Annotated in this window: 2 protein-coding genes and 2 pseudogenes; all 4 read left to right on the top strand. The window is 60.1% G+C overall.

Features of this window, described 5'->3' with window-relative positions; all coding sequences use genetic code 11:
• Positions 1 to 585: 585 nt before the first annotated feature.
• Positions 586 to 1,328 (top strand): annotated as a pseudogene (locus ACWD3D_RS32380) (transposase family protein); the annotation flags it as partial.
• 208 nt (positions 1,329 to 1,536) lie between these two features.
• On the top strand, positions 1,537 to 2,367 hold the full coding sequence (locus tag ACWD3D_RS32375) for a hypothetical protein (protein ID WP_451464299.1): 831 nt from the start codon (positions 1,537 to 1,539) through the stop codon (positions 2,365 to 2,367).
• On the top strand, positions 2,364 to 4,589 hold the full coding sequence (locus tag ACWD3D_RS32370) for a DEAD/DEAH box helicase (protein ID WP_451464298.1): 2,226 nt from the start codon (positions 2,364 to 2,366) through the stop codon (positions 4,587 to 4,589). The genes ACWD3D_RS32375 and ACWD3D_RS32370 overlap by 4 nt, the downstream gene beginning before the upstream one ends.
• 473 nt (positions 4,590 to 5,062) lie before the next feature.
• A pseudogene (locus ACWD3D_RS32365) lies at positions 5,063 to 5,824 on the top strand (transposase family protein).
• The last annotated feature ends 124 nt before the right edge of the window (positions 5,825 to 5,948 follow it).

Here is a 5,948-nt window from a genome sequence, read left to right as displayed (position 1 = left end):
GTGTGGTGAGTGGACTCACCACACCGACGACCGACGGGGCTCTGTTGGCTCGGTATCGAGCCATGCTCGAAGTCCCGCACGAGTTTTTCGAGCATGTCGCCTGGCTCTGTACCAGCACTCCCCCGTGGTCCCCAGGAGCCATGCAAGCCGCACCCACGACCTGACCTCAGCACTCGCCCACGGCATTGTCCACGCCTGCCTGACCCGGTTGAGTCTCGTTCAACCGCGGCCACACTCGACTCCGCGCCCCGGCGAACGAGCCTTCGCCCCCACTCAAGTCCTGGCGCGTCATGCGGCGAGCATGCTGTTCCACGGTCGCGTCAGCCGCATCGTTCAAGCCATCCACGCCCTTTGATCTGCGACTACGCAGGATGAAAGAGGCTCACTCTGTCCCGGGATGACTGATGGATCGAGAGGCGGCCCTGTCCTTCGTGAAGCTCAGTGAGATCGACGATGCCCTCCGACTCGCTGAGCGTTCTCAGAGTGGCCACCGGCCGGGTGACGGCGGTGAGGCCGTAACGCCCGAGGCACCCGTGCCGTTGAGGGAGATGTTCGAATTCTCAACTCAGCAGCGCGGGTGCCTCGTTGGTTCCCAATCCTGCCGCTCGGCCTGCCTCATGCGCTGGTCGAGTGAGTCAGGATGCTCGTCGTCACCTGCGAGGGTGAACGCCGCTGCAAGCTTCCGCCGCACCAGCGCGCTCGTGGCTCTGGTGTACCTGCGCAGGCACGACACCCTGGCCCAAGCCGCCGCGGGCTTCGGCGTAGCGGTAGGCACCGCCCACGCCTACACCATTGCGGTCATCGACCTCCTGGCCGACCGGTCACCGGGCCTGCTGAAGGTTCTGCGTGAGACCGACCCGGAGTACGCGCTGCTCAACGGGACGCTCGCCGAGTGCGACAACGTGGGTGACGGCCAGGCCGATTACTCGCGCAAGCGCCGCCGCCACGGCGTGAACGTGCAGGTCGTGACCTCCCCGACCGGCCAGATCCTGTGGATCTCTCCGGCCCTGCCCGGGCGATGTCACGACCTGGCCGCGGCCCGCACCAACCGGATCATCCGGATCTGCGAACGCCAGGGCGTCCCCATCCTGGCCGGCCGCGCCTATACCGGCGCCGGCCCCTGGCTCACCAACAGGCGCAGACGCCCACCCGGCGGCCAGCTGACACCGACAGAACGGACGGTCAACCGGGCACTGGCCACGACCCCAGCACCCGTCGAGCGCGCTAACGCACGACTTTAGTCCTGGCAAATCTTCGGTAGATCGCGGTGCGGCCCGAACCGCATGACGTCAATCGCCAAAGCCAAGTTCAGCGAGCTGAGGAACGCGCTTGCCTCGGCGGGCTCGGATAGCCGGGGAGCGAGCCGGCGCCACGACGGCGTGGGCGACCATGGGCGAGATGATCGGCACCGGCCGCCTGTTGCCTCGGCACGCCCCATCATTGAGATTACGATGCAGGGTTGAGTCCTAACCACACGGTCTTCTGTCGGCTACGGTGGTAGGGCGCTACCTACCGAGTGAACTGGGGGAACATACGGTGGATGAAGCATTTGCTGAGTTTCGCGAGGTCGGTGTGGCCGATCCGCTGCGCCAGGGTGACGTGCTGGAGGCTGTCGACCCGTCAGCCACCATGTGGGGGCGACATCTGCTGGTGATAACAGCGGACTGTGACTTCGCGCATGCCAAGCATCAGGGCCGCGTCACATGTGTCCCGCTACTCACTGCGGATGAGTACCTCTTGGAGATGCAGATCCCTAAGCTTCGTGAGCAGCTCGCCAAGTCGAAACTCAAGGAGATGCGACAGGCTCTCTCAGCAACCTCGGTGCCTAATATCAGTGACCGCCGGCTTCGGGAATGGGCGAGCGAGGTAGCGCCTTCGGACATAGTGGAGGAACTTGGTCTGCGACAACCAGAGGCACGTACGGTGATGGCTTCCCTTGAATCCTTGCGCATGATGGATAGGTCAGCAGAAAGCCTTGAGGGGGGCATTCGTCTTCTGGTGGACGCACAGCTCATCGGCCCCCAAGCTCCGAAAGTCGAAAATGCAATGAAGAAAGTATTGACCAGTTTGCGTGGTCCCTATACGCAACCCCCGGGAGATGCGCTGTTTCTCACGGCGATAGCACCGGGGCAGGACGTTGGCTACTTCGCCTATCTTCGGCATATCGAGCAGGTTTGGGAGCCTGAAATTTCACTGGGACCACGACATAGGGAAGCTTCATTTCGTCGAATCTCGCGCATGCGTGATCGTTTTGCGCACTCACTAGTACAAAGATTCGCTATGGTGTTCATGTCGATCGGGCTTCCTCGTGATTACGAGGATCTGCGTGATCTGCATGCCGAATTGCTAGGGGAGAACCTGAAGTGAAACCGTTGATTACGACTGTCCGGGCACTCAGTGAGCTTGCTGCTGGACTGTCTCCCGAAGCCATTCTGTCATCGTCGGTGCTTTTTACCAGCATTATTGATGGCGTGGAAGTTCTAGTTGCTACGGAGGACGACGAGGAGTCCCAGAGAGTCCTTATAATCCGCGAACAATACACCAAGGACCCGTTCGTGCCGGACCATCTCATTAGTCGGAGGCGAGATGTTCTGAGTCGCATGAAGAGCTTCGCGGAGAGGGCGAGAACCCCTGGCCCACTTTCCCTGCCTCAGCAGTGGCACCAGTACAAGTACAACAATTTTATCGCCTTTCGGGCGGCGCCAAAATTTGATGCCAAGGCAAGTAGATGGATTACGGAAGTAACCCCTGGCAGTCGCGCCGACATTACATTTTGGGGGACGACTACGTCGGACAATAAATCGACGTTGGAGGACTTCGGCAAGGCGCGACCAGTCACCCCTCAAGTAAACGGATTGTGGACCCAGGCCATCTCGGCAGCTCGGGAACACTTTGCGCAAATGCGCACCCAGCCTGCCGATGTGGAAATAAGCCTTCCTGTGCTTGAACAGTCGGCGACCAGAGGCTGGACCTATGAGCAATGGCTGGGGGCCGTTACCAAGGAACAGCACGCTTTTATTGACGCGGTTACGGATAAATCAATACGGCTTCGGGGGCCGGCGGGTTCCGGAAAAACGCTTGCCTTGACCTTGAAAGCTATCAGGGAGGTCCTCAAGGCGCGGGACGAAGGAGATGAACTCCGGGTTCTCGTGGTGACCCATAGTTGGGCGCTGGCGGCCCAGATCTCGGACTCCATTGATGCTATGGGGATCGGCCTGCTGAACGAGATCGATGTGTTTCCGCTGCTTGAGATTGCAAAACTGACTTCTCCTCAGTACGTCCAGGATATTTCTTCTGGTTTTAATTTGATCGGAGAGGACAGTCTCAGTGGAAAGCAAGCGCAATTGGATGAGATTCAGGAGGTACTGGACGATTTCATAGAGGGTGACTGGATCACTTACAGAGGGAGCGTCAGCGATATCTTGCGTGCAAGATTTGATTCGACCGACGTTGCCGAACGGCGAGCACTCGTCTGGGACCTGCTGATCGAATTTGGATCAGTTATTGGTGCCGCGGCCATCTTCCCGGGAGCTGGATCCGATCTTCGCTACTTCCAGTTGCCGCGCACGGCATGGATGCTTCCTCTTCCTACTCGTGAAGATCGACGGGTGGTATTCGAACTTTACTCGCGCTACTGGAGTAGCCTTGATGAACGTTCCCTCACTACTTCCGATCAGGTGCTTGCGGACTTCCTGATCCATTTGTCGACGAGTAGTTGGAATCGTGCCCGTAGAGCGCAGGGGTATGACCTTGTGTTCGTGGACGAGTTTCACCTGTTCAGTCCGTTGGAACGTCAGGTTCTCCACTACCTCACACGCGACACATCGATATACCCACGGGTCTTCATGGCTGTAGATCCACGGCAGTCACCGTCCGAGGCGTTTATCGGAGTCGCTGCGATTGAGACCAGATCCTCAAGCGGTGTGTCGACCGACGATAGTCTTGGTGACATTGCTAATTTCGAACTCACAACTATCCATAGGTTCACTCCTCAGATCCTTGAACTGATCAAGCATGTCCATCACGAGTTCCCGACTTTCGACCTCGGGCAGGATTGGGATATCGACTTTACTCAGGTTGAGTCGGCTCAGGCTGACGGATCTCCGCCGCATTTGATTTCAGCGGCTTCTCGCTCGGGTGAAGAGGATGACATCGTTCGTTCGGTTCAGGCTCTTTATCAGTCGGGTCGTTTGGCAATCGCTGTGGTCGACTTTCGGCAGTGGCAGCGGTTCAGTAGGCTCGCTTCTCGCATCAAGCAATCTGGAAAGTTTCATGTGTCGACCGTATCCGGGCGGTCCGATATTGAAGGACTTGGCTATCAGCGTCGTGGAATAGTGGTGGGCACAGCAGAACATCTCGCGGGGCTGCAGTTCGATTCGGTTCTCGTGGCCGGAATCCCGGATCTGAATACGACCGCTCCGGCTCCTAACGAGCGCACCAGGTACCTCTCGCTCCTCTATCTCGCGCTGAGTCGCGCACAGCGAGAGGTCCGCGTGTTTGTGAACGAGGACGACGGTGGGGCTCCGGAGGTGCTGCTCCGGGCGGTAACCAACGGCTTGATGGATGCGCAGCAGGGGAGTCGCGTCTAAGGGCTTGCAGAAGAATAAGTTGCGTGTTGCGTCGGCTACGGCGTCCCGTCGCGTTGTTGGTACGTCCGCACACATCCAGTATGCGGACGTACCTCCGCCTTGCAGTGCACCGCATCTGACGCCGCGCACTGATACACCACGAATCGTGGGACGCCCCTTAGGGTGGAATGAGATGAGGCTTAACCCTTGATTCTCCCATGAGAATCGAGGCGGACCTGCGTGTGTGCCGCGCAGCCATTGGCGACCTCTGACGAAAGGGTTCGCGGTCCGAAGTTTGCGGCGAAGTGTGAGGATTCTCAGGGTAGGTTTTTTGCCTGAACGAATGGAATTGTATTTCACTTCGGAATTTGAATGGGAGTGAGCCGTTTTCAACCTCGCTGCGTTGAAAACGGGCTGGACGCTCCTGCACCACGATGAAGCTCCTGGTAGGCGGGTTCTCGACCAAGATCACCCGTGCCTGCCGGGAGCTTCGCGTGCTTGTCTGCCCGTCCCCGATTGATCTGTTCAGCCGAAACCTGCGGTTCCTGACCGGGCAACTGGCCATCTGGCGTTGGGAGATCGGGACTCGGCTACGGAGCTTGTCAGCCGGGCGTCAGGCCTACTGGCCTTGGCCCACCTGTTGATGCGGCGACACACATGCCCCGCTCACCGCCGGGTTTGGCATTGGGGCGCGACCGTGTACCGCTACATGCGCGAGGCCGCCGAGGTGCTGGCTGCCCTCGCCCCGCTCCTGCCCGAGGCTATGAAGGCGATCCGAGCCAAGGCATTCGTCATACTCGACGGCACCCTGCTGCCGATCGGCCGCATCGCCGCCGACACCCCGTACTACTCGGGCACGCACAAACCCGCCTGGGCGTGAACGCCGAGGTCCTCGCCAACCCCCTCGGGCGCCTGCTGTGGGCCTCCCCGGCAGTGGTCCGGCCCGCCCCGCGATCGACCGCTGACCGGCTGCACGAAATCATCGAGAACTTCGCTGAGCCCGGGCTCAATTGTTGGGCAGACAAGGCGTGCCAAGGGGCCGGCGGCACCGTTCGGGTTCCGGTTCCGTTCCGGGTCGCCGTCTCAAACGATGGAAGCGCCGTCACAACAGCAGCCACGCCAAGGTCCGCTGCCTCGGCAAGTAGGCCATGGCCAACCTGAAGGGCTGGCGACTCCTCCGGAAGCTCCGATGCGGCACCAACCGCATCACCGACGTCGTGAAGGTCGTCCTCGCCCTCGACCACAGCTCAAGCTGAGGTTGGAAACGGCTCAGTTTCCTATGGATCGTCACCGCCTCTTGCGGGGGCCCTGGAGAAGAAGGGCAGCCCCAGCAGGACCGCGATTCCCGCGTGCTCACCCATCATCACGACCAGCAGGACG

The organism is Streptomyces sp. NPDC002690 (genome assembly GCF_053592415.1).
This window is presented reverse-complemented; position numbering and strand designations above follow the sequence as displayed.